Source organism: Pseudomonas sp. MN1F, from assembly GCF_009391885.1.
GTDB lineage: Bacteria > Pseudomonadota > Gammaproteobacteria > Pseudomonadales > Pseudomonadaceae > Aquipseudomonas.
This window is the reverse complement of record NZ_VZII01000009.1, coordinates 195,953-217,626: the sequence shown is the minus strand read 5'-3', so window position 1 is coordinate 217,626 and position 21,674 is coordinate 195,953. Positions and strand designations below refer to the sequence as shown.

Here is a 21,674-nt window from a genome sequence, read left to right as displayed (position 1 = left end):
TGCCTGATCCACAAGTAGTCTGCCTATGTCCCTGCGCGTGTACCTTCGCACAGCCCTGCTGGGGTTGTGCCTGTCCCTTTCTTTCGCGGTCAACGCGGCAGAAGCCCCGACCACCGCCAGCATCCAGAACAGCCTCGACAAGATCGCCGAGCGCAAACTGCCCGAGGCCGACCAGAAGGCCCTGCAGCAGGTGCTCGAGCAGACCTTGAGCCTGCTCAACAGCAAGGAAGACAGCGAGAAGAAGCTGGCCGCGCTCAAGCAGCAGCTGGCCAGCGCCCCCAAGGAAACCACTGACAACCAGAAAGAACTGGCCAAGCTCAAGGAAAGCAAGCCGCAGCCGGTCGCCCAGCGCTATGCCAACCTGACCGTGCCGCAGCTCGAGCAGCTGCTCAGCGAACGCAACACCCAGCAGGGCGAGCTGCAGAGGGCGCTGTCCGAAGCCAACAGCCTGATCATCAATTCGCAGACCCGCCCGGAACGGGCCCAGGCCGAGATCAGCAACAACCAGACCCGCACCCAGCAAATCAACAACAGCCTCAAAAGCGGCAAGGACGGCGGCAAGCCGATCAACGCCGACCAGCGCAACCAGCTCATTGCCGAGCAGGCCTCGCTCAACGCGCTGACCCTGTTGCGCCGCCAGGAGCTGGCCGGCAACGGCCTGCTGCAAGACCTCGGCAACGCCCGCCACGACCTGCTGATCGAGCGCGCCGCGCGCCTGGAGCAGGAAATCCAGGACCTGCAGACGCTGATCAACGAAAAGCGCCTGGCCCAGTCCCAGCAAACCGTCACCCAGCAGTCGATCGAAGCGCAGAAGGCTGGCGGCAGCAGCCTGCTGGCCACCGAGAGCGCGGCCAACCTGAAGCTTTCCGACTACCTGCTCAAAAGCACCGACCGCCTCAACGAGCTGACCCAGCAGAACCTGCGCACCAAGCAGCAACTCGACAGCCTGACCCAGGCCGACCAGGCCCTGGATGAGCAGATCAATGTGCTCAAGGGCAGCCTGCTGCTGTCGAAGATCCTCTACAAGCAAAAGCAGGCGCTGCCGCACCTGAAGCTCGACCGCGACCTGGCCGACCAGATCGCCGATCTGCGCCTGTACCAGTTCGAGATCAACCAGCAGCGCGAGCAGATGAGCAACCCGGTGACTTACGTCGACAAGCTGTTGGCCAACCAGCCGCAGGAAGACGTCACGCCGCAACTGCGCAAGGCCCTGCTGGAAGTGGCGATCACCCGCAGTGACCTGCTCGAACGCCTGAACCGCGAGCTGTCGGCGCTGCTCAACGAATCAATCACCCTGCAGCTCAACCAGAAGCAGCTGCTGGGCACCGCCCAGGGCCTGCGCAACACCCTCGACGAGCAGATGTTCTGGATCCCCAGCAACAAGCCGCTGGACTGGGACTGGCTGCGCCTGGTGCCGGAACGCTTCCCCGAACAGGTCGCCAGCCTGCCCTGGGGCTCGGGCATCAAGGAGCTGGCCGACGGCCTGAGCCAGCGGCCGCTGCTGTTCCTGCCCCTGCTGCTGGCGATCGGCGCCCTGCTGTGGCGGCGCAAATACCTCTACCAACGGCTGGGCAAGGTGCACCAGGACATCGGCCACTTCCGCCGTGACAGCCAGTGGCACACGCCCCAGGCCATCCTGATCAACATCCTCCTGGCGATGCCGGTGAGCCTGGGCCTGGCGCTGTGCAGCTATGCCCTGCAGATCGACGCCCGCGGGCAGAACGCCAACCTCGGCGCGGCGCTGTGGCAGCTGGCCCAGGCCTGGCTGGTGTTCTACACCGCCTACCGCATCCTCGCCCCTGGCGGTGTGGCGGAAATCCACTTCCGCTGGCACAAGCCGCAGGTCGAGTTCTTGCGCGGCTGGGTTCGCCGGCTGGGTACCGTGGTGCTGGCGCTGGTCGGCGTGGTAGCGGTCGCCGAGCATCAGCCTTCGGCCCTGGCCGACGACGTGCTCGGCATCGGCGTGGTGTTGACCTGCTATGCATTGATGGCCTGGCTGCTCAGCCGCCTGCTGCTGAGCAGCCCGGCGCACCGCGATACGTCGCTGTTCCGCAGGGCCGTGGGGGTGGCCTTCACCGCCCTGCCGATCGCGCTGTTCGTGGCCGTGTGCTTCGGTTACTACTACACCGCACTGAAACTGACCGACCGGCTGATCTACACCCTGTACCTGCTGCTGTTCTGGCTGGTGATCGAAGCCGCCTTCGTCCGTGGCCTGTCGGTGGCTGCACGGCGCCTGGCCTACCAGCGCGCGTTGAGCAAGCGCCAGGCCGCCAAGGAAGGGCTGGATGGTGAAGTCATCACCGAAGAGCCGACTCTGGATATCGAGCAGGTCAACCAGCAGTCGCTGCGCCTGATCCGCCTGGCCCTGCTCGGCGGCTTCATCGCCGGCCTGTACTGGGTCTGGTCGGACCTGATCTCGGTGTTCGCCTACCTCAACAACTTCGTCCTGTACGAGTACACCAGCGGCACCGGTGCCGCCGCCAGCATGGTGCCGATCAGCCTCGGCGACCTGCTCGGCGCGCTGGTGATCGTCGGCATCACCTTCGCCCTGGCGGGCAACTTGCCGGGCCTGCTGGAAGTGCTGGTGCTGTCACGCCTGAACCTGGCCCAGGGCAGCGCCTACGCCACCACCACGCTGCTGTCGTACACCATCGTCGGTATCGGCATCGTCAGCACCCTGTCGACCCTCGGGGTGAGCTGGGACAAGCTGCAGTGGCTGGTAGCAGCGCTGTCGGTGGGCCTGGGCTTCGGCATGCAGGAGATCTTCGCCAACTTCATCTCCGGCATCATGATCCTGTTCGAGCGCCCCGTGCGGATCGGCGACACCATCACCATCGGCAACCTGTCCGGCACGGTGAGCAAGATCCGCATCCGCGCCACCACCATCACCGATTTCGACCGCAAGGACATCATCGTCCCCAACAAGACCTTCATCACCGGCCAGCTGATCAACTGGTCGCTGACCGACACGGTCACCCGGGTGACGCTGAAGCTGGGCATCGACTACGGCTCGGACCTCGACCTGGTACGCGACCTGCTGCTCAAGGGCGCCCACGAGAACCCGCGGGTGCTCAAGGACCCGGAGCCGATCGTGTACTTCCTCAACTTCGGCGAGAGCTCGCTGGACCACGAACTGCGCATGCACGTGCGTGACCTCGGTGACCGCAACCCGACGCTGGACGAGATCAACCGCTACATCAACCGCGAGTTCAAGGCCCACAACATCAAGATCTCGGTACGCCAAGTCGAGGTGTTCCTGATGGATGCCAAGGGTGGCAAGCAGCAGTTGATCGCGACAGAGCAACCTAAACCGGATGGCACTGCACCGGCCTGAGTGGGCTCGAATGCTTTATTCTGTGCTGAATCTCAGGAGCAGCCCGTGAAAGCCCTCGACCAACTCACCTTCGACAACCGCTTCGCCCGCCTGGGCGATGCGTTCTCCACCCAGGTCCTGCCCGAGCCGATCGCCGAGCCGCGCCTGGTGGTGGCGAGCGAGTCGGCCATGGCCCTGCTCGACCTCGACCCTGCACAGGCTGAACTGCCGGTGTTCGCCGAGCTGTTCAGCGGCCACAAGCTGTGGGAACAGGCCGACCCGCGGGCGATGGTCTATTCCGGCCACCAGTTCGGCTCCTACAACCCGCGCCTGGGCGATGGCCGCGGGCTGCTGCTGGCCGAAGTGCTGAATGACCAGGGCGAGTACTGGGACCTGCACCTGAAGGGTGCCGGCCAGACGCCCTATTCGCGCATGGGCGACGGCCGCGCCGTGCTGCGCTCGTCGATCCGCGAGTTCCTCGCTTCAGAGGCCCTGCACGCGCTGGGCATCGCCACCAGCCGGGCGCTGTGCGTGATCGGTTCGAGCACCCCGGTGTGGCGCGAAACCCGCGAAAGTGCGGCAATGCTCACCCGCTTGGCGCAGAGCCATGTGCGTTTCGGGCATTTTGAATACTTCTACTACACCAAGCAGCCGGAACAGCAGCGTGTGCTGATCGACCACGTGCTGGAGCAGCACTACCCAGAGTGCCGCGATGCCGAGCAGCCATACCTGGCCATGTTCCGCACCATCGTCGAGCGCAACGCCGAGCTGATCGCCCGCTGGCAGGCCTATGGCTTCTGCCACGGGGTGATGAACACCGACAACATGTCGATCCTCGGCATCACCTTCGATTTTGGCCCGTTCGCCTTCCTCGACGACTTCGACGCCAACTTCATCTGCAACCACTCCGACGACCGTGGCCGCTACAGCTACGCCAACCAGGTGCCGATTGCCCACTGGAACCTCAGCGCCCTGGCCCAGGCCCTGACCACGGTGATCGAAGTGGAACCGCTCAAGGAAGCGCTGGGCCTGTTCCTGCCGCTGTACCAGGCGCACTACCTCGACCTGATGCGTCGGCGCCTGGGCCTGACCAGCGCAGAAGACGACGACATGGCGCTGGTCGAGCGCCTGCTGCAGCGTATGCAGAGCGGCGGCGTGGACTACAACCTGTTCTTCCGCAAGCTGGGTGACCAGCCTGTCGCCGAAGCGTTGAAGGTGGTACGCGATGACTTCATCGACCTCGCCGGCTTCGATGCCTGGGGCGCGGATTACCTGGCCCGTTGCGAGCGCGAGAGCGCTAATGCCGAAGGCCGCCGTGAGCGGATGCATGCGGTGAACCCGCTGTATGTGCTGCGCAATTACCTGGCGCAGAAGGCCATCGAAGCGGCCGAAGCTGGGGATTACAGTGAAGTACGCCGCCTGCATAAGGTGCTGAGCCAGCCGTTCGAGGAGCAAGCCGGCATGCAGGCCTATGCCGAGCGCCCACCTGAGTGGGGCAAGCACCTGGAAATCAGCTGTTCTTCATAATCTTCAAGGAACCGACATGTCCGACCCACTGGTAATCCCCTGCCCCCACTGCAACGGCCTCAACCGCCTGCCGGCGGCGCGCCTGGGTGACGCCCCGAAATGCGGCCGCTGCAAACAGGACGTGCTGCTGAGCACGCCCTTCGAGCTCAGCGAGGCCAACTATGCCAGCCAGATCAAGGGCGACCTGCCGCTGCTGATCGATGTCTGGGCCGACTGGTGCGGCCCGTGCAAGTCCTTTGCCCCGACCTTCGAGCAGGCCGCCCGCCAGCTCAGCGGCCGCTGCCGCCTGGCCAAGCTCGACAGCGAAGCCAACCGCAACCTCGCCGGGCAACTGGGCATCCGCTCGATTCCCAGCCTGATCCTGTTCAGGAACGGCCGCGAACTCGGTCGCCAGGCCGGGGCGTTTCCGCTCCAGTCGTTGCTGGAGTGGGTGCGTAGCCAGGGGGTCTAATTTTCAGGCATTTGCCAGTAGGGACTCGTAGGGAATGCGCAGACCATCATGCAGGCGCTTGATCATGGAAAGGCTTAGACCGCGCTTACCATTGAGGACTTCCGAAACCCGCCCGCTTGGACCGATAAAGGGTTCAAGATCCCGAGGCGTAAGCCCCTGTTGATCCATGCAGAACTTGATGGCCTCAATGGGGTTGGCAGGATGAATGGGATAGTGCTTGTTTTCGTACACCTCGATCAGTGTCACAAGCACTTCCATTTCATCAGCTTCTGGCGTGCCAGCTTCTGCCTGGAAAATAGTTTCGAGCCGCTGAAAGGCCGCTCGAAGATCGTCATCATTGCGGATTGGCTTAATATTCACAGATTGTCTCCACGTCAATCTCGTCATAGCGCCTGTGCGTGCCGACGAATTTCACCCAGGCAATACCGGCTCGATACTGCATTTCGACCACTAGCCGGTACTTGTTACCTCCGATGTTGAAGACCACGCGGTTATTGCCACATATGCTGGCGTTGCCAATCTGATCCTTTACATCCTGCGGACCCGGCTTGGATGCAAGGGATTGGGTGCAGGGCTTACTCGCAACGCTCAAGCAAATCGTGCAGCTCGACAAACTGCTGTGTCAGCTTGTGCCGCGGTTCCAGGTGAATCAGTGGCAGGCTGGCGTGGTGCGATTCGCGCATCTTCACCGAGCTGCCCAGATACACCGGCAGCACCGGCAGCCCTTCGGCCAGCAGCTCGTCGAGCATCTGCTGCGGCAGGCTGGCGCGGGACTGGAACTGGTTGACCACGATGCCTTCGACCACCAGGTCTTCGTTGTGGTCGTCCTTGAGCTCTTCGATTTCAGCCAGCAGGCCGTACAGCGCCTGACGCGAGAAACTGTCGCAATCGAAGGGGATCAGCACACGATCAGCGGCGATCAATGCGGAAACCGCATAGAAATTGAGCGCCGGCGGCGTGTCGATGTAAATCCGCTCGTAGTCCTCGTCCAGCTCATCGAGCAACTTACGCAGCTTGTTGATCTTGTGCTTGGCTTCCAACTTGGGCTGCAGGTCGGCCAGCTCCGCCGTGGCAGTGACCACATGCAGGTTATCGAACGGAGTTTCGTAGATATCGACCTTGTTCTTCTTGCTGAACGGTCCGCTGGACAGGCTCTGCTTGAAGAAGTCGGCAATGCCCATGGGGATGTCGTCGCCGGTCAGGCCGGTCAGGTACTGGGTCGAGTTGGCCTGGGCATCCAGGTCGATCAGCAGGGTCCGATAACCTTCGCTGGCGCTCACTGCCGCCAGGTTGCAAGCGATGCTCGACTTGCCCACGCCACCTTTCTGATTGAACACCACGCGCCGCATGATTGACCTCCGTGTATCAACGAATGCCCGAGTATGTGGCGGCGCAGCGGCAATGGCCAGTGCCATTTGCCCATTCGCTGGCACAGCGCGGGAACATCACTGCTGGCCCGCCATCAGCCCCTTCAGCAACTCGGCAAACGCCCGCGCCATCGCCGAACCCCCGCGCTCGCGCTGCACCAGCCACACTGCCGACATCGCCCCTTCATCCAGCAGCGTGCGGTACACCACGCCTTCGATGCGCATACGCTGGAACGACGCCGGCAGCACCGAGACCCCAAGCCCCGCCGACACCAGGCCGATGATGGTCATCGCCTCCCCCGCCTCCTGGGAGAAATGCGGGCTGAACCCGGCCTGGCGCGCCAGGCTCAACAGCTGCGCATGCAACCCGCTGCCATAGCTGCGCGGGAAGAACACGAACGGTTCATGGGCCAAGGCAGCCATGTGCACGCCCTGTTCCGTGCCTTCGGCCAACGGGTGCGAGGCGTTGATCACCGCCACCAGCGGCTCGCGGAACAGCTCGGTGGCCACCAGGCCTTCCGGCAACGGCATCGGCCGCATCAGGCCGACCTCGATGGATTCGTCGAACACCCCTTCGGCGACATCCCGGCTGCTCATTTCCTTGAGATTCAGGTGTACTGCGGGGAAACGCTGGCGAAAGGCATGAATGGCCTTGGGGATCTTCGAGGTGAACGGCGCCGACGACGTGAAACCAATCTTCATCTCGCCCAGCTCACCCAACTGTGCACGCCGTGCCACATCGGCCGCCTTCTCCACCTGCGCCAGTACCTGGCGCGCCTCTTCAAGGAACAGCCGGCCAGCCTCGCTCAGCTCGACCCGACGATTGGTCCGCTCGAACAGACGGGCGCCCAGCTCCTGCTCCAGCGCCTGGATCTGCTGGCTCAATGGCGGCTGGGAGATACCCAGTTGCTGGGCCGCGCGGCCGAAGTGCAGCTCTTCGGCAACGGCGATGAAGTAACGCAAATGGCGCAGTTCCATGACGGGCTCCAATTAGGTCGATGAACGTCTCAAATAGGTCGAACAATATATTGGATCTAATCATTAGCCAGCTATATGCTTTTTTCATTGCGCCAGAGGTACCGCCCGTGAAAACTGCTGTAGCCCCCCTTCCTGCCGGCCCAGAACCTGCCCCCCTGAACGACATGTGGATCGAAAAAGGCACCCCCGCCTTCATGCAGACCGTGCTGGCCCTGTTCAGCGGCGGCTTCGCCACGTTCGCCCTGCTGTACTGCGTGCAGCCGATGATGCCGCTGCTGTCGAAGGAGTTTTCCATCAACGCGGCGCAGAGCAGCCTGGTGCTCTCGGTATCGACTGCGATGCTGGCGTTCGGCCTGTTGATCACCGGCCCGATCTCCGACCGCATCGGCCGTAAGCCGGTGATGGTCTTTGCCCTGGTTTGCGCCGCCCTGTCGACCCTGGCCAGCGCGGTGATGCCGAGCTGGGAACTGGTGCTGGCCACCCGCGCTCTGGTGGGCTTGTCGCTGAGCGGCCTGGCGGCGGTGGCAATGACCTACCTGAGCGAAGAAATCCACCCGCAGCACATCGGCCTGGCCATGGGCCTGTACATTGGTGGCAATGCCATCGGCGGAATGAGCGGGCGACTGATCACCGGTGTACTGATCGATTTTGTCAGCTGGCACACGGCGATGCTGACCATCGGCGGCCTGGCCCTGGTGGCGGCGCTGGTGTTCTGGAAAGTGCTGCCCGAATCGCGCAACTTCCGACCACAGTTGATGAACCCGCGTAGCCTGCTGGACGGTTTCGTCATGCACTTCAAGGATGCCGGGCTGCCTTGGCTGTTCCTCGAAGCCTTCTTGTTGATGGGCGCCTTCGTCACCCTGTTCAACTACATTGGCTACCGCTTGTTGGCCGAGCCTTACCACATGAACCAGGCGCTGGTCGGGTTGCTGTCGGTGGTGTACCTGTCGGGTATCTACAGCTCGGCGCAAGTCGGCGCACTGGCTGACAAGCTGGGCCGGCGCAAGGTGTTCTGGGCCAGTATTGTCGTAATGGCTGGCGGCCTGCTGATGACCTTGGCCACCCCGCTGGCGCTGGTGATCGTCGGCATGCTGGTGTTCACCTTCGGCTTCTTCGGTGCGCATTCGGTGGCCAGCAGCTGGATCGGCCGCCGGGCGCTGAAGGCCAAGGGGCAGGCTTCGTCGCTGTACCTGTTCAGCTATTACGCAGGGTCCAGCGTGGCCGGTACGGCGGGTGGGGTGTTCTGGCACCAATGGGGGTGGAACGGGATTGGCTTGTTCATTGGCGGATTGCTGACGGTGGCGTTGCTGGTGGCCCTGCATTTGAGCAAGTTGCAACCCAAAGCAACCTGAAAGGCCGAGGCATCATGCCTCGGCCAGCATCATCACGAAGCGCGCCTGAAGCAGCTCGCCTTCGGCTTGCAGCTGCAGGTTGAGCGGTTTGCCACCCTCCTGCTCCAGTAGGTGCAACCAGGCCAGCACGGCCGCAGCAGCCCCCTCCAGGCTGATATCCACCTGCCCGGACCTGGCCTCCAGGCTGGTGATACGCAGGCCCGCAGCCTTGGCGCGCTCGTTTAAACCTGCAGGTGTCTGTACCTCGACGGTGGTTGGCGACCGAGGCGGCCCCTGCACGACTCGCTGCAGTTGGGCACCCAGCTCATGCTCACGCGCCAGGTCTCGCTCAGCCTGTTGCAGGCGGGCCTGGCCCGGCACCCAGAGTAGCTGGCAGATCGCTATCAAGGCCAGGCCCCATAAAGCGACCTTCAATTGCGTGCGCCGGTTGGGTGATAGCTGTTGCCACTGGCGTACCAACGCAGTTTCTCTCCAATACTTCATTCAGCCTCCCGCCAGGACAAGGTCGCCCGCACCCCTTGATCGGCCTGTCGTCCCTGTTCCATCCGCATACCGGGAACACGTGTGCCAAGCCTTTCGAGATCGTCAAAGCCCTGGGCGACAACCTCGACGCGCCAGCCTTGCTCAGACGTCGATTCAGCCCGCTCGATCACCACATTGCCAACGCCGACCAGTTGTTCCGAGAGCAGTGCCAGCTGCTCGACCGTAGTCGCATGCCTTGGGCGGTGTTCGAGTAACCTGATTCGCGTAGCCAGGTCGCCACCCGGAGGCTGCTCAGGCGCCCAGCGCTGCAAAACCCGAACATTCTCGGCATGCAGCCGTGATGCTTGCTGCATGAGCCACTGCGCACGCACGTGATCGACCAGGCAAACCATCAGTAAAGCCAGCACCACACCGCTTGCCAGGCCTCGCCATGCCGGCAGCATACGCCGCCGACGCAGTGCACCTTGGCGCAAGTCCACAGCACCAGCATTGCCTTGCATCAGGATGTCCACTGCACTGGCGATCGGCTGATCACTGTCCGCCGCACCTGCTGAGCCTGCCTCGGCCATCCAGGGCAAGGATGCATGTTTCTGCTTCAGTGCCTGTGCGGCCTGGGCACTCAGGGCCAGGCAAGAGCCCTTGCTGCCCCCCAGCAACCATCGCCCCTCGAACCACAGGGCGCATGCGCGCTCGGCACTCAGCAGGTCGGCATCAACATATACCGCGATGGGGTCGATGCCCTGTTGCTGAAGCCTCGACATCAGCTGGCGCAAACATTCCAGCGCTATCACCCATACCTTGCGCCGGCCCTCTTCATCTACTGGCCCGAACGCCAGGTGCAGCGCCTCCAAGGGCGCTGCCAGCTGTTCTTCCGCTGCATAGCCCAACGTCTCCCGACTGGGGCGCCTGCCCGGTATCGGCCCGATCACGCAGCACCCCGTCAGCTCCATCGGCAACACGAGCACCACCGCAGCAGCGGCCAACTCGGGCGGCAAGCTGCCCAACTCTGACCGGTACTGGTGGCCCTGCGCTGTGCGTACGAGCACCGGCCATGCTCCATCGTCTTCGACCACGCCCCCGGCCAGCAAAAACAGATAAACATCACTCAACTTGCAGGTGCTCCGGTTGTGCAGAAAAAAACCGACGCAGCACACGCACCTGATGCGTGCTCGGGTCGATTTCAAGGTCGCTGTACAGATAACCAAGGTTGCCTTGCAACGCTGCTCGTACCTCCAGACGGTACCAGCGGCTCGTCACCGACAACCCATGGCTGTCGATGCCAAGCCCCACCAGCTGTGGTTGCGCCAGAAACTGCTGAACGCTGGCATAGCCCTCATCGGGCCGCTTGCCCATCACGCTCCGTGCAACAGAGGCATCCACGCCTTCAAGGCCTTCAAGTACCCGTGCCAGGGCGGTATTGACGTTGAGCCCAGCCTGGGGGGGCAGCGCCACGATCCAGGGCTGCAAACGTGCCATCACCTGTGCATCGACGCCCGGCAAGACGCGCAGCTGGCTGGGGTCGAGCATGCGCTGCCCGGCCAAGGGTTCCAGCACCGGCACCTCGATCTGCAGGGCGTGGCACAACCGCTGCCAACGTTCGAACAACACAGGGTCGAGGGTTTTTCGTGCGGTCAGCGCAGCGATATTGAAGCGCCCGGAAAGGTCCTCCAGGCGCATCCGAACTTGCCCCTGCTCAAGGTCCAGCAAACGGGTTTGCGCCCAGGGCTGACCGCCATGGGTCACCTGCAGCAAGGTCGCAGCCTGCTGTTTCAGCTGCTTCAAGGCATGCCGCTCGCCAGCATGGGCGAGTTGCAGCAAGCGCGAGGCATCGATCTGCTGCCGGACGCTGCCCAGCATCCCCTGGTGGCTACGCAGCATGCTGGCAACCAGCAGGGTCGACAGTGCCATTACCAACAGAACCGTGATGAGCGCCACGCCCTGCTGCCCCGAGTTTTTCACAGGCTTGCCCCCGCCAGAGGCAGCACTCGGCGAATCCCCTGAAAGCGCTGGGTCGACAGGGTGATTTCAAGTGCCTGGGGCGGTTGCGCAGCCACCCAGTTGGATACCCATCCGCTTTCTGGACCATACAGCCGCCAGCGCAGATCCTCGATACCTTCGAGCAGCCGTTGTGGGCGTACCTGCCCGTGCTCCAGTGTCCGTCGCTGACGCCACAACACACCGTCCTCCAGCCAATACTCGACCACCCGCAGATCGCTGCGCGGCAACGATTGTCGATCACGTTCTGCGCCAAGCAACCAGCCCACCCGCTGCGGCGTCAGCAATACACCGTAACCAGCCCCCCTCTTGCTGATCGCGGGCCAGTACCCTTGCAATGCATCCCGCTGCATCACACTCATTGCCCGCCCCAGTGCACGCAATTCTTCGGCCTGGGCCTGACGTGCGGCATCTGCCCGTACCAAGGCAGCCAACAATTGGCTGGTACCCGCCGCCAGCAAGGCAAAGAGGGCGATGGCCAGCAACAGCTCCAGCAGGGTAAAGCCGCGCTGGATACGGGCTGACTCACTGCGTTGCATCGGCAACCTCCATCCAGCCTACCGCGTGGTGAAGCGGCTGGCGGTCCGATGCCAGGCTGACGCTCACGCCCACTTCGACGAGTGCCAAACCCGCCTGATGACGCCGCGACTCGACGATGAGCCAGGTGCGCTGATCGAACTGGACCTCCTGGGTGCGGCGCTGTGCAGTCGCAGGCGCAGTCGCATGCAAGCGAAGCTCGTTGAGGTGGTTATCGGCGATCCAGCTGGCGAACAGGCGATCACGCATACCCTGCGACTGTGCCAGGACCTGCTGGCTGGCGGTGGTCACTGCTGCGGCCAGTACGGCGAATACCGACAGCGCCACCAGCACTTCCAGCAACGTGAACCCACGTTCAGCGTTCGAGCCAGGGGGCATTGAGGCCATCGCTTGATAGTTGCGCAAGGCCGACACCCGCCTCATCGAATGACAACGAGAACGGGGTGTACTCGTCGTTACGGGCAAACACCAATTGCGCAGCATCGCCTGGCCCGGCAAGCATCACCGGGAAGCCGTCGATACTCAGGCGCAGGTCCAGGCCAGTGTCCCGGCGCGGCCCTGCTGCTGCCCATTTGTTGCCGAATGCCCTCATCAGCTGATAGCCGCGGGCATCGATCTGCACACCCATCTCCTGCCCCTCCAGCACCGCCTGCTGCCTGGCATGCTCGACCAGTTGCAGGAGCAACCCGGCCTCCTGGCTGGCCAGGCGTTGCGGGTCGCGCCCCAACTGCAACCCGGCCATGCCCATGACAACGCCTGCCAGCAATAGCACCAGCAACATTTCCAGCAGGGTGAAGCCTTTCGAGCGGCGCAGGGTCATTCGGCCCAGTTACCGATATCGGCATCCGCCTCTTCACCGCCGGGCTGGCCGTCGGCGCCAAACGAGAACAGGTCGAACCCCTGCCCCGATCGCGTACCAGGGTTGCTGTATTGATAAGGCATGCCCCAAGGGTCCAGCGCCCGGCTCTTGAGGTAACCCTGGGCATTCCACTGGCGTGGCAAGGGTGCAACGGTCGGGCGCCGGATGAGCGCCTCCAGGCCTTGGGCGGTGGTCGGATAGCGCCCGTTGTCCAGGCGGTATATTTCCAGGGCCGTGGAGATTGACTGGATATCGGTACGCGCCGCCGTGAACTTGGCATGGTCCGGGCGGCTCATCACGTTGGGCAGCACCAACGCGCCGAGCACACCCAGAATGATGACCACCACCATGATTTCGATGAGCGTGAAGCCACGCTGCGCATGACGTGCAAAGCCAGAAGACATATCAGTTGACCAGTTGGTTGAGGTTGAGAATGGGCAGCAGGATGGCCAGCACGATGAACAGCACGATGCCACCCATCAGCAACAGCATCAGGGGTTCGCACAGGCTCACCAGGAGGGTTATACGACCAGCCAGTTGCCTGGCCTGGAGCTCGGCGGCACGTTCGAGCATGCTGTCCAGTTCCCCGGCACGCTCACCACTGGCGATCATGTGCAGCATCAGTGCGGGCATGCTCTGGCTACGTGCCAGGCTGTGGGCCAGCGTTGCGCCTTCACCCACTTCACGCACCGCGGTTTGCAAGCGCTCGCGTAAAACCAGATTGCCCACCACGCCGGCAGCGATGTTCATGGCATCGACCAGCACAACACCGCTGCGGCCAAGAATCGCCAAGGTACTGATGAAGCGCGCAGCCTCGCTGGCTAGCACAAAGCTGGCGTAACCTGGCAGGCGCAGTGCCATGGCATGCCATTGCCTTCGCCTCGCAGGCGCGCGCAACAGCAAGACAGCACCGGTAACGCCTGCCAGCAGCACCAGCAAGGCCAGCAAGCCGAAGCGGCCAAAAGCATCGCTGAGTGCAATCAGCACCTGGGTCGCCAGCGGCAACTGTGCCTGGTCGCGGGCGAAGGCCTGCACCACGTCCGGCACTACATAACCGAGCAGAAAACCCACCACCAGCAGGGCGACGATCGTCAGTATCAACGGGTAGAGCATCGCCAATTGCACTTTCTGACGCAGGGCCTGCTGATCTTCGCCATGCCCCGCCAGACGCTCCAATACCCCTGCCAAGTGCCCGGAGCGCTCCGCCGCCTCGACCGTGGCGCGGTAAACCAGCGGAAAGGCCAATGGGTAATGGGCCAGTGCATTGGCAAAGGTATTACCTTCGGCGACTCGCTCAGCCACGCCAAGCAACACCTGCCTGGCCTGACGCTGGCCACTTTGCGCCGCCACCGCCTGTAGCGCTTCGGTCAACGGCATGCCCGCCTGCAACAGCGTTGCCAGCTGCCGGGTCAGCAAACAGCGGCGCGCCAGGGAAAGACGATTGCCCGCAACCAGGGCGGCAAGTGGCGAAGGCTTTAAAAGCTCGATCGTCATGACCGACCAACCCTGCTCGCGCAACTGCTGCCGGGCCTGACGCGCACTAGCTGCCTCTAGCGTGCCGCGCTGGCGGGCGCCATCCTGGCGTTGGGCCTGATACCGGAAGATCGCCATGTTCAGTCCTGGCCCGTCACGCGCAGCAATTCTTCAAGACTGGTCTGCCCTTGGCAGACACGTTGAACGCCATGCTGAAACAGGCTGGTCGTGCCCGGGCGAAGTAGATCCTGCATCTGTGCCAACGATGCGCGGCCGTGGATGGCCTGCGCCAGCTGCGGGGTAATGACGACCATCTCATGCAATGCCAAGCGCCCGCTGTAGCCCAGCTGGCACAGCTCACAACCTACAGCCTGGTAAAGCTGCTGCGGCAGGCCGTCAGGGTTGCCAAGGGTGCTGGCGGTGGCGTCGTCCACCTCGTATGCGGCCTTGCAGTGCGGGCACAACACACGCACCAGGCGCTGTGCCATGACACCGGCAAGGGAGGATGCCAGCAGGCAGGTATCCACCCCCATGTCTGCCAGCCGTGTGATGGCGCCCAAAGCACTATTGGTATGCAGGGTCGACAACACCAGATGGCCTGTCAGCGATGCCTGCACGGCAATATCTGCAGTTTCCCGGTCACGAATCTCCCCGACCATGACGACGTCCGGATCCTGCCGCAGGATCGCCCGAAGCCCACGGGCAAAGGTCATGTCGACCTTGCTGTTGACCTGGGTCTGGCCGATACCGGGCAAGTGGTATTCGACCGGGTCTTCGACGGTGAGGATATTGCGCGACTCACGGTTCAGTACCGAAAGTGCCGTATACAGCGTGGTGGTCTTGCCCGAGCCAGTCGGGCCTGTCACCAGGAAAATGCCGTGGGGTTTGTCCAGCAAGGCCAGGAATGCGTTCTGCACCGTGGGTTGCATCTGCATGTGCTGCACATCCAGGCGCACAGCCTGCTTGTCCAGCAAGCGCAGCACCACCCTTTCCCCATGGGCCGCTGGCAAGGTGGACACACGCACATCCACCTCATGGCCGGCCAGCCGCAGGCTGATGCGGCCATCCTGTGGCACGCGCTTTTCGGCGATGTCCAGACGCGCCATGACCTTGATCCGCGACACCAGCAAGGCCGCGAGCGCTCGGGGCGGCGACAGCACTTCGCGCATGACCCCATCGACGCGCATGCGAACGCGCAACTGCTGTTCGAACGTTTCCAGGTGGATATCGGAAGCGCGCGACCTGACCGCTTCGCTGAGCAAGGCATTGAGCAAACGGATGATCGGCGCATCATCCTGCTGATCGAGCAAGTCGCTGGTCTGCGGCAACGCCTCAGCCAGGCGTGACAGGTCGATGTGCTCATCCAGCCCCTGGATCACCGACTGCGCTGCATCCTGGGCGCCGCCGTAACAAGCAGCCAGGTGCTCTGCAAACTGGTCGCCATCCACCAGGCGCAGTGGCCAGTGATGCCCAACGATACGCAGCGCCTCGGAGAGTGATGCCAAGGCGGCATCGTCACGCATCATCAGGGTGGGCTCGGCTGCCTGCCGGTCCAGCAAAATGCCATGACGCCGGGCGAAGCCGAATGGAAGCAAAGGGTTCAAGGCTATGGCTCCCGGCCTTCCGGCATCGGCCGCGCTTCGAACAGCCTGCGGGGATCCTGAGGCACGTGCACCGGGTCGGAGGCGCGAACATCATCGTAGGCACGACGCCCGGACTCCACCCATTCGGCCTGGGTGCGCAAAATGGTAGGGCGCAGGAACACCATGAGATTGGTCTTTTCCTGGGTATCCCGGGTCCAGCGGAACAAGCCACCCAGCAGAGGAATACGGCTGAGCAACGGCACGCCACGCTGCTCTGTGCGCACACTGTCCTTGATCAGGCCACCGATCACGATGATTTCGCCGTCCGCCGCGAGGATGGTGCTCTTGAGTGTTCGCTTGCTGGTAATCAGGTCACCTTCGAGCGTGCTGGGTGCCAGTTCCGAGCTTTCCTGCTCGACCTCAAGGCGCAGGCTTCGGCCTTCGTTGATGTGCGGGCGAACCTTGAGGCTGATGCCGATATCCTTGCGCTCCACGGTGGTGAACGGGTTATCCGCGCCATTGCCGGACGTGGTGTACGAGCCTGTCTTGAACGGCACGTTCTGCCCCACCAGGATCTGCGCTTCCTGGTTGTCGAGCGTGAGCAGGCTGGGGGTGGACAGCAGGTTGCTACGGCTGTTGCTGGCCAATGCGGAAACCAGCAGGCCAAAGCGGTCAGAGCCTAGCGCCAGCGCCGCGCCACTGGGCAGTGCCTTGTCCGCCCCCAGCACATCGGCCAACAGCGCACCGCTGTCCGGGAATGTCACCCCGCCCCTGAGGCTGCCGGTGTCCACCCCCCACTGCAATCCCAAGGCCTCATTGATATCGCCACTGACTTCGACGATGGCCGCGTGTATCAACACCTGTGCGCGGGGCTGGTCCAATTGCTCGATGATCTGCACCACGCTCCCCAGCGTCTTGGGTTCGCCCAGCAGCACCAAGGCGTTCTGGCTGGTATCTGCCTTGACCATCGCCCCGGTCGCGAGCGGCTGGCCCAAGGCTTCTGTGCCCGGCTTGCCATCCAGCCGCTTGCCCACTTCACCGAGCACCTCGGCCAGCTGCTCGGCATTACCATGTTGAAGGCGCACCACGCGCCAGTTATGCGAATTTTCAGGTGTCGGCACATCCAGCTCGCGGGCCAGTCGTGCCAACCGTTGGCGGGACTTTTCCGGCCCAAGCACAAGCAGGCGATTGCCACGCGTATCGGCCAATACCCGCACGCCACTGTCCGGGCTGCCTGCCGAAGCCTCGACGACAGGCAATACATCGGCGGCTTGCGCTGTATGCAGCGTTACCAACTCATAGTCATGCCGCTGTCCGCTGTCCAGTTGGCGCACCAGAGCCTGCAAACGCTCGAGGTTGGCAGCCGAGTCGGTGACGACCAGGGCATTGGCGGAGCTGGACGGGCCGATATAGCCGTTGCTCGACACCAGTGGCCTGAGCAGGCCGGCCAGGTCGGCGGCAGTGCTGCCAGACAGGCTGAATACTCGTGTGGTAAATGCAGAAGGAATCGCATCGACCTGCTGGTTGGCCCAGGCTTTGGCTTCACTTGCCGGCAACACCAGCAAGCGGTCACCATCGTTCACTGCGGCAAAGCCTTGCGCATTCAAGACCGAGTAAAACAACCTCCGTACGCCTTCACGGTCGTGCGCCTCATTGGACAGTACGGTGATGCGCCCTTGCACACGCGGGTCAAGCACGATTGTCTGATCAAGAATGGCTCCGACTTCGCGCACCACATCGCGCACATCGGCATCGCTCATCGCCAATTGCCAGGTTGGCGCATCAGCCAGGGCCAGTGGGCAGGTCAAGCTCAGGCAAGCCCCGAGTGAGGCTGCCCGCAAGTAACGTTGAAATCTCATTGCACCTCCCGCAACAGGCGGGGTGATTCGGCAGGGGCAGGAACGCGCACAGCGTTATTGCCAGATTGAACGAAGACGTTGGCGCCGCCGCCGGACAAGGTCAGGATTTCCTCACGCCCGTCGACCCAAAGGGTGATCGCTCCCACGTCGATTCGGCGCAGCACGCTGCCACCCGGCAAGCGGTCGCCCACGCCATAGAAGCTGTCACCCTCGCGGCTTCCCACCAACGCACGGGTTTGGCCGCGACTGGGGATGAAACAAGCCTTGAGCACCAACCCGGCCTGGCTTGCTAGCCGCTCCCCTGGCTCGCTGAAGCCAAAGGCCAATGCCAGGGTCGCCGTCGGCAATGGCTGTTGTGCGGGTAATACACGGGCAACACTGTCTTGCCCGACAGGTTCAACCAAGGCTGGGCGCGTGGCTTCGCGCCAGGCCAGCATGACCAACGCCAGCAGAGGGATTGCTACCCAGGACAAGACAGAAGAATGCTTCATTGGCTCAGGGCAGCATTCGACTAACCACGCGCCGCCCGGCAAACTCATGGATGGCGACTGCCCCTACGTGCACCACCACGGCCAAAGCCAAGGCGACGTTTGCTGCGATATGCAGCATGAACCAGGCGCTTAGCCAGAACGGATCCGTCAGCCAGGGCTCGATTGCAAACCAGCCAAATACGTCAATTGCACGGTCCATCATCAGCACGCCTGAAGCCAGCACGGACGCGGTAAGCCAGTAGATGCCTTCGTGAACAACATGCGCTATGCGCCGAACCCAGGGGTTTTCGTTCAGCGCGCACGGCCTTGGCTTCAGGTAGCGCATCAACCAACGCAGCAGAAAGACCGGGATAAACAGTGTCGTCAGACCAACATTCACGAAACCGACCCACTGTGCTGTGGCGGGTTCGACCGTAAAACCTGACACGTAAAAGCCACTTACCAGCGCCCAGACGATCACCAAGGCAGAAACCCAGTGCAATAGCATCTGCTGCCAGCAATAAGTGTGTTGTTGCATAAGAAATACCGTGACACGGCCCGGCATGCCCCATCGGGCTGCCAGGCCGCACTCCTTTTAGCGCTTGATCCAGGCGTCTTGCCAGTTGCTGCCTACACCGGGCTCATAATGGTTGGCATTTGCCGAATAGCTCTTGCACCAACCCTCGAACGGGAATGGCTTGCACTCGAATATCTCACCGGTCTTGGGCTGCAAGACAAGCGTGCCTTCCTTGTAGCTGGCAATCGATTGAGGGAATTCGAAATCGTAGCCTTCAGCAGCGGCTTTGAGCGCAACATCACGTTGTTCTTGCAGCAACACGCGCTGCGCCTTGTCGACACCAACGACCTTGAGCGTGTGCGGGCCCTCGACGCCGGTGGCTTCCAGCACCAACTTGCCAGTGCCATTGACCTGCTCGCGAACATAGCCGACCTGCTTGTTGTCAGCATCGAACAACCGCGCGCTGACCTGCAGGTTCTTGTTGCTCATGACGGTGAAGTCGAGGGTGGTCTTACCGTCCTTGAGCTGGTACTCAGGCTTCAGGTCATGCAAATGCATGTAACCAGGCTCTGGGGTCGCGGCGTCGATCTCCAGTTCGAAACTGGTGATGCCACTTTCGCTCTTGGCATAGAGCGTATTGGCGCCTTGCACAGGCTCGAAGTCGCCATCCGCGTTAGGCTTGCCAGCTCGCACGAGCGCTTGGGTTTCATTGATACGGCTGGCCAATTTGTATGCCCAGTTGAAGGCAGTGCCTTCCTCGGCATGCTCAATGGCGATAGACGTACTGAACTGCTTACTTTCCGTACCATTCACAAATGCGCGGACCTTGACCTTGTCGCCAACTTCCAGGTCTCGATGCGGGTTGATTGCGCCAACTGCAGGCCATTCCGGCGCGGGCCCACCTTCAGCCTGGATGTCGACGTCGATCACATTGTGGAATGCGGCAGCGGTGTCGGCGATTGTCCACAGCCCCAGAACGACATGGTGCCCGGTGCGATCGGCTGGCAATGTACAGTGGTGCTTTTCAGGCGCCGGGCCTCTGCCCGCATGGTTGCCGCCAGTCGCAAACTTGCCATGACCGTCCACAGTGCAGAACGGCTTGCTTTCGAATGCCTCTCGAGCCAGCGGCGCATTTGGATTCCAGCCTGACTTGGTAATGAAGTACTCCCACTTGGTGGTCGGGTGTCCAGTGGTGTAATACCAGTCAAAGGTGATTTCACGGTCGAGAATAGGTGTCAGGTGCCAGCGCGCGGCTGACTGCTCGTCAACCAAAGCGAAATCAGCGCGCGCGCCACCGCTTGCGATCTTGCCATCCACGGGGCCGAGTTGAGGAAACCCTTTTGCGGCCTCACCTACAGATTGCGGCTCGTAAATGGGCTGGCCACACTCGGTGTTCAGACCTAGCTGGCAGGCATATGCCCGCGATGGCGGTTCACTGGCATAACCATGCGCATTGGCCAACTGGGCATGCACGCCCGCACCGGCAACTGCCAGCCATAGGCCGCTGGCAGCAAACCTTCGCAGGTTCTTTCTTGTACTCATGACGCACTCCGGACTACTTGAGCTTGCGTCGGGGAGGCCCGACAGAAGTGCGCGAGTCTAAGGAAGGCCATGGCGCCAATATGTAAGAAAAGGTCTGAAGCTGTTCAGGCTTCTCTTTTTCGGCTTGATGGCGTCGATTTCCTCGGTGTAAGCGTCGTATTGAACGCAACAAAAAGCCCGGCACTTGGCCGGGCTGTTCGTTTCAGCGCACTTACTGGTGGTACTGCGCCGACAGTTCATGCACCGCGTTGATGAATACGCCTGCGTGTTCCGGGTCGACTTCCGGGGTGATGCCGTGGCCGAGGTTGAACACGTGGCCAGTGCCCTTGCCATAGCTGGCCAGGATGCGCGCCACTTCCTTGCGGATGGCTTCTGGCTTGGCGTAAAGCACGGTCGGGTCCATGTTGCCCTGCAGGGCTACCTTGTCACCGACGCGGCGGCGAGCGTCGCCGATTTCACACGTCCAGTCCAGGCCCAGCGCGTCAGCGCCGGCTTCGGCGATGCTTTCCAGCCACAGCCCGCCATTCTTGGTGAAGAGGATCACCGGCACCTTGCGCCCGTCGTGCTCGCGAATCAGGCCGCTGACGATCTTGCGCATGTAGGCCAGGGAGAACTCCTGGTAGGCCGCTGCCGACAGGTTGCCACCCCAGGTATCGAAGATCTGCACCGCCTGGGCGCCGGCAAGGATCTGGCCGTTGAGGTAGCTGGTGACCGATTGGGCCAGCTTGTCCAGCAGCAGGTGCAGGGCTTGCGGGTTGTCGTAAGCCATCGCCTTGGTCTTGCGGAAGTCCTTCGACGAGCCGCCTTCGACCATGTAGGTTGCCAAGGTCCAGGGGCTACCGGAGAAACCGATCAGCGGCACCCGGCCGTTAAGCTCGCGGCGGATGGTGCTGACCGCGTCCATCACGTAGCCGAGGTCTTTCTGCGGGTCAGGGATCGGCAGCGCTTCGATGTCGGCCGGGGTGCTGATGACCTTCTTGAAACGCGGGCCTTCGCCGGTTTCGAAGTACAGGCCCAGGCCCATGGCGTCCGGGATGGTGAGGATGTCCGAGAACAGGATCGCCGCGTCCAACGGGTAGCGTTCCAGCGGCTGCAGGGTAACCTCGCAGGCGAACTGCGGGTTCATGCACAGGCTCATGAAATCACCGGCCTTGGCGCGGCTGGCGCGGTACTCCGGCAGGTAGCGGCCGGCCTGGCGCATCATCCAGACAGGGGTGACGTCAACGGGTTGCTTGAGCAGCGCACGCAGGAAACGATCGTTCTTCAGGGCAGTCATGTCGGCATCCGGAAAAATAGTGCGGGCATTTTCTCAGACGCCAGCGCAAAAGGCACGGTCAAGACCATGCGTTTTGTCTATTGGGTGCCACA

The 21,674-nt window shown here is 62.6% G+C and carries 21 protein-coding genes and 1 pseudogene; 4 read left to right on the top strand and 18 right to left on the bottom strand.

The features are described 5' to 3' along the window. The first annotated feature begins 25 nt into the window (after positions 1 to 25). Genes mscK through trxC form a run of 3 tightly spaced genes read left to right on the top strand, consistent with a single transcriptional unit; the run spans position 26 to position 5,291 of the window. Positions 26 to 3,334, top strand: coding sequence for a mechanosensitive channel MscK (mscK, locus tag F6X59_RS06880; protein ID WP_152955576.1), 3,309 nt, complete (start codon positions 26 to 28; stop codon positions 3,332 to 3,334). A 45-nt stretch (positions 3,335 to 3,379) separates the two neighbouring features. Next, positions 3,380 to 4,840 carry a protein adenylyltransferase SelO gene (gene selO / locus F6X59_RS06875; protein ID WP_372240319.1) on the top strand — a complete coding sequence of 487 codons (1,461 nt, stop codon included), beginning with the start codon at positions 3,380 to 3,382 and terminating at the stop codon, positions 4,838 to 4,840. Positions 4,841 to 4,856: 16 nt separating this feature from the next. Next, the gene (gene trxC, locus F6X59_RS06870) at positions 4,857 to 5,291 is read left to right on the top strand and encodes a thioredoxin TrxC (RefSeq protein WP_152955575.1); all 435 of its coding nucleotides are present in this window, start codon (positions 4,857 to 4,859) and stop codon (positions 5,289 to 5,291) included. Positions 5,292 to 5,294: 3 nt separating this feature from the next. Here the strand turns inward: trxC and F6X59_RS06865 are convergent, their stop codons facing one another. The 4 genes and pseudogenes from F6X59_RS06865 to F6X59_RS06850 form a co-directional block, all read right to left on the bottom strand. Beyond that, entirely contained in the window at positions 5,295 to 5,651 is a 357-nt protein-coding gene (locus tag F6X59_RS06865; RefSeq protein WP_372240318.1) for a type II toxin-antitoxin system HigA family antitoxin, read from the bottom strand. Continuing rightward, positions 5,641 to 5,832, bottom strand: a pseudogene (locus tag F6X59_RS06860) (type II toxin-antitoxin system HigB family toxin); the annotation flags it as partial. The gene F6X59_RS06865 and the pseudogene F6X59_RS06860, both read right to left, overlap by 11 nt. A 34-nt stretch (positions 5,833 to 5,866) precedes the next feature. Beyond that, on the bottom strand, positions 5,867 to 6,640 hold the full coding sequence (locus tag F6X59_RS06855; RefSeq protein WP_152955573.1) for a ParA family protein: 774 nt from the start codon (positions 6,638 to 6,640) through the stop codon (positions 5,867 to 5,869). A gap of 96 nt (positions 6,641 to 6,736) precedes the next feature. Next, positions 6,737 to 7,636, bottom strand: a complete 900-nt coding sequence (locus tag F6X59_RS06850) for a LysR family transcriptional regulator (protein WP_152955572.1) — start codon at positions 7,634 to 7,636, stop codon at positions 6,737 to 6,739. A gap of 164 nt (positions 7,637 to 7,800) precedes the next feature. Between F6X59_RS06850 and F6X59_RS06845 the strand changes: the two genes are divergently transcribed. Continuing rightward, positions 7,801 to 8,988, top strand: a complete 1,188-nt coding sequence (locus F6X59_RS06845) for an MFS transporter (RefSeq protein ID WP_152955571.1) — start codon at positions 7,801 to 7,803, stop codon at positions 8,986 to 8,988. A gap of 12 nt (positions 8,989 to 9,000) precedes the next feature. Here the strand turns inward: F6X59_RS06845 and gspM are convergent, their stop codons facing one another. The 14 genes from gspM to hemE form a co-directional block, all read right to left on the bottom strand. Further along, entirely contained in the window at positions 9,001 to 9,471 is a 471-nt protein-coding gene (gene gspM / locus F6X59_RS06840; RefSeq protein WP_152955570.1) for a type II secretion system protein GspM, read from the bottom strand. Further along, positions 9,468 to 10,580 carry a type II secretion system protein GspL gene (gspL, locus tag F6X59_RS06835; RefSeq protein WP_178120041.1) on the bottom strand — a complete coding sequence of 371 codons (1,113 nt, stop codon included), beginning with the start codon at positions 10,578 to 10,580 and terminating at the stop codon, positions 9,468 to 9,470. The genes gspM and gspL overlap by 4 nt, the downstream gene beginning before the upstream one ends. Continuing rightward, positions 10,573 to 11,379 carry a general secretion pathway protein GspK gene (locus tag F6X59_RS06830; RefSeq protein WP_152955568.1) on the bottom strand — a complete coding sequence of 269 codons (807 nt, stop codon included), beginning with the start codon at positions 11,377 to 11,379 and terminating at the stop codon, positions 10,573 to 10,575. Before F6X59_RS06830 ends, gspL begins: the two co-directional genes overlap by 8 nt. A gap of 47 nt (positions 11,380 to 11,426) precedes the next feature. After that, on the bottom strand, positions 11,427 to 12,005 hold the full coding sequence (gene gspJ / locus F6X59_RS06825; RefSeq protein ID WP_152955567.1) for a type II secretion system minor pseudopilin GspJ: 579 nt from the start codon (positions 12,003 to 12,005) through the stop codon (positions 11,427 to 11,429). After that, a complete protein-coding gene (gspI, locus tag F6X59_RS06820; protein ID WP_152955566.1) occupies positions 11,992 to 12,381 on the bottom strand; it encodes a type II secretion system minor pseudopilin GspI in 390 nt (129 codons plus the stop codon). The genes gspJ and gspI overlap by 14 nt, the downstream gene beginning before the upstream one ends. Next, positions 12,359 to 12,823, bottom strand: coding sequence for a GspH/FimT family protein (locus F6X59_RS06815; protein WP_152955565.1), 465 nt, complete (start codon positions 12,821 to 12,823; stop codon positions 12,359 to 12,361). Before F6X59_RS06815 ends, gspI begins: the two co-directional genes overlap by 23 nt. Beyond that, positions 12,820 to 13,266 (bottom strand): type II secretion system major pseudopilin GspG, encoded by a 447-nt coding sequence (gene gspG / locus F6X59_RS06810; protein WP_152955564.1) that lies wholly within the window; start codon positions 13,264 to 13,266, stop codon positions 12,820 to 12,822. The genes F6X59_RS06815 and gspG overlap by 4 nt, the downstream gene beginning before the upstream one ends. 1 nt (position 13,267) lies before the next feature. Next, entirely contained in the window at positions 13,268 to 14,473 is a 1,206-nt protein-coding gene (gene gspF / locus F6X59_RS06805; RefSeq protein WP_152955563.1) for a type II secretion system inner membrane protein GspF, read from the bottom strand. A gap of 2 nt (positions 14,474 to 14,475) precedes the next feature. After that, entirely contained in the window at positions 14,476 to 15,939 is a 1,464-nt protein-coding gene (gspE, locus tag F6X59_RS06800) for a type II secretion system ATPase GspE (RefSeq protein ID WP_152955562.1), read from the bottom strand. 2 nt (positions 15,940 to 15,941) lie between these two features. Then, a complete protein-coding gene (gene gspD / locus F6X59_RS06795) occupies positions 15,942 to 17,777 on the bottom strand; it encodes a type II secretion system secretin GspD (RefSeq protein WP_152955561.1) in 1,836 nt (611 codons plus the stop codon). After that, entirely contained in the window at positions 17,774 to 18,250 is a 477-nt protein-coding gene (locus F6X59_RS06790) for a hypothetical protein (protein WP_152955560.1), read from the bottom strand. Before F6X59_RS06790 ends, gspD begins: the two co-directional genes overlap by 4 nt. Before the next feature lie 22 nt (positions 18,251 to 18,272). Then, positions 18,273 to 18,785, bottom strand: a complete 513-nt coding sequence (locus F6X59_RS06785; RefSeq protein WP_152955559.1) for a cytochrome b/b6 domain-containing protein — start codon at positions 18,783 to 18,785, stop codon at positions 18,273 to 18,275. A 57-nt stretch (positions 18,786 to 18,842) separates the two neighbouring features. Continuing rightward, positions 18,843 to 20,306, bottom strand: a complete 1,464-nt coding sequence (gene gbpA / locus F6X59_RS06780) for an N-acetylglucosamine-binding protein GbpA (RefSeq protein WP_152955558.1) — start codon at positions 20,304 to 20,306, stop codon at positions 18,843 to 18,845. A 211-nt stretch (positions 20,307 to 20,517) separates the two neighbouring features. Next, entirely contained in the window at positions 20,518 to 21,582 is a 1,065-nt protein-coding gene (gene hemE / locus F6X59_RS06775) for a uroporphyrinogen decarboxylase (protein WP_152955557.1), read from the bottom strand. Positions 21,583 to 21,674: the final 92 nt, after the last annotated feature.